Genomic DNA, 2,397 nt, shown 5'->3' on the forward strand with positions numbered 1-2,397 from the left:
GATACTGTTGGCGAAAGTAATCATTTAAAGCTTCAAGAGTAATACCTACCAGTTAAGTAGTACAAAAGACTTAATAACCAAGAAAAAGAACTATGGCTTACTTCCAAGTAATACAAGGTGTCAGGTAAGTGTTAAACTTTATCCATGAAATACATGGATAAACGCTATGAAGCGCAAACGGAATATCCAGGGAAAATTCACCCTAAAAAACCATGATTATCGTCAAGTTCGTTCTCTTCGATTAACCGAAAGTACCTGGAAAAAATTGGGCAGGGCTTCGGAATATCGGGATATGACTAGGGCTGACTTATTAGAAAATTTAGTCCAACAAAATAAGGAGATTTTTTCAGATTCACCAGCAATTGAGTCAGCAAATTCCCAAAAATTCGGCTCAATTGCCAAAAAATCCTTTAATACAGATGAATTGAATTTTTTAGCAGAGAAAGTTTTACAGGAATTGAGATTAGGTAAACAAGCTTCTAACTACAAGCTAGTGAAGAAAAGCTTGAAACGATTGATTGAACTTATCTTAGTTTCTCCCAAGTAATACATGGAGGAGAAATTGTAAAATAGGGGCGAAAATTTAACGAGTTTTGGGTTTGAGACTCATAAATCGAGAATAACGAGTAGGTGCAAGGGGAATACCATTCAACCAATCATTAAGACGACACAAATTCAGCGCAGCAGCCATAAAAATATGTTGTAAGTGAGTCTTAGCTAAACCAATATAGCGAGATTGGCGCAAAGCTGAACGTCTAACTCCTTGAGATATAGTACCTTCAATTCCTGCCCTCTGATTATAAGTCTTCAGAAATTCAGGAGTATGTTGAATTTCACGGCGATGGTGAAGAGCAATGTATTCTTGTTTCCTATGAATAGTTAAACCTCTTGGTTCGGTTTTAGCACGAGTACATCGACTGCGTGAAGGACAAGTATCGCAATTAGATGGGGAAAATTTGATACTAATTACACGTTGCCCTTTCCGATCTGTTTTTTCAGACCAAGTTTTACTTTGATGTCCTCTAGGACAAATAGCTACTTGATTCTCCCAATCAATCTGAAAATTAGAATTGGCAAATTTGGGATGATGTTTAGCTTGCCAAGTAGGGTCATTGCGAACTGGACCAATTAATTCGATTCCATAGTTTTCTTGAGCAGAAACTAAATGCCCTGCTGTTACATAACCCAAATCCATCAAGTGTTCCTCTGGGAGTAATGATTTTTCTCCTAGGGAGAAATGAATCGGTTCAACTACTGCTTCATCAGTAACAGTGGATAAAGTTGTGTGAACGTGAGTAATGAAGTGAGGCGCGTCTTCATCACAGATTTCAGTTACATGAGCCTTGTAGCCTACCCAATTAACACTTCTTTTAGAACTGTAGTGAGCCTCTACATCATAGGGTGAGTGAATTGCGATAGTCGAGGGAGGCATATCTTTTGGCGATCGCAATTTGACCTTTCCCTCAACAGGCGCGTAGAACTGTTGAATCCAGACTTGTCGGAGAATTTCTACAGCAGGAAGGTAACGTAACCATTCTGGAGCATTCAGAGCATAAATTCTTTCCAGTAAACTAAAACCATCTTCTCCCATTTGATTACCTAAAGTCTCTCGTTCGGAATCTAGTTTAGGCAGACGGTAGTTTTCAACTCTTCTTCCATAACGGTCAAACCAATCTTTCTTGAGGCGTTTGGCTAACCAATCAGGAGCAGCCACCGCCAAACTATTGAGGGCTGCTCGCATTGTCTCCCCCAAGGTTTCTAACCGATTAAGGGGGCGAATTGCGCACCATTATATGTGTCGAATCGGTACGTTGTCGCTTATGCCCTTTAATTAATTCTTTTTCTCGTAATTGTTCTAAAATTCTGTTCAGTAAAAATTCTTCAGCTCCTCCTTCAATTAAGCGTTTGCGAAACTCACTTAAAGCTGAGAAATCAAAGCCTGAGTCTTCTAGAGGTAGAGAAAGTGCATATTTCCAATCAATTCTTCCTCTTACTGCATCTGCTGCTTGACGGTCTGATAAGTTTTCCATGTACTGCATCACACAGATTAAAGCTAACCGCCAAGGTGACTGAGCGGGTTGACCTTTCACTGAAAATAAATCAGCAAAGTCCTCATCAACATAAATACTACCCAAAGTATCTCGAATTTTCAGGTAAATATTTCCTTTGGGGAAAGCAGCACGGGCAACTCGCACTGTTTCATCTGGAACTGGTGGAATCGGTTGTGGATGTAACGACACTTATTTAATTTGTCTCCAAATTACTACTTTCAGGATATCTATTATTTCCATGTAATACTTGGTAATTTCTCTGTTTTGCTACTTAAGTCTTTTGTACTAATCAGCTGAGATAAGATTACGCTTGAAACCTTAAATGATTACTTTCGCCAACAGTATC

The 2,397-nt window shown here is 39.0% G+C and carries 1 protein-coding gene and 1 pseudogene; one reads left to right on the forward strand and one right to left on the reverse strand.

From position 1 onward, the window contains the following. Positions 1 to 166 precede the first annotated feature (166 nt). Positions 167 to 547 carry a hypothetical protein gene (locus tag H1P_RS35215; RefSeq protein ID WP_144876422.1) on the forward strand — a complete coding sequence of 127 codons (381 nt, stop codon included), beginning with the start codon at positions 167 to 169 and terminating at the stop codon, positions 545 to 547. Positions 548 to 583: 36 nt separating this feature from the next. Here H1P_RS35215 and H1P_RS35220 read toward each other — a convergent pair. Further along, positions 584 to 2,240: pseudogene (locus H1P_RS35220) on the reverse strand (IS1182 family transposase). Positions 2,241 to 2,397 lie beyond the last annotated feature (157 nt).

It is taken from the genome of Hyella patelloides LEGE 07179 (assembly GCF_900659865.1).
Taxonomy (GTDB): Bacteria; Cyanobacteriota; Cyanobacteriia; order Cyanobacteriales; family Xenococcaceae; genus Hyella; species Hyella patelloides.

Bases quoted from the DNA above. Each gene is read 5' to 3' on its own strand.
- H1P_RS35215 (WP_144876422.1), top strand. From the start codon at position 167: ATGAAGCGCAAACGGAATATCCAGGGAAAATTCACCCTAAAAAACCAT.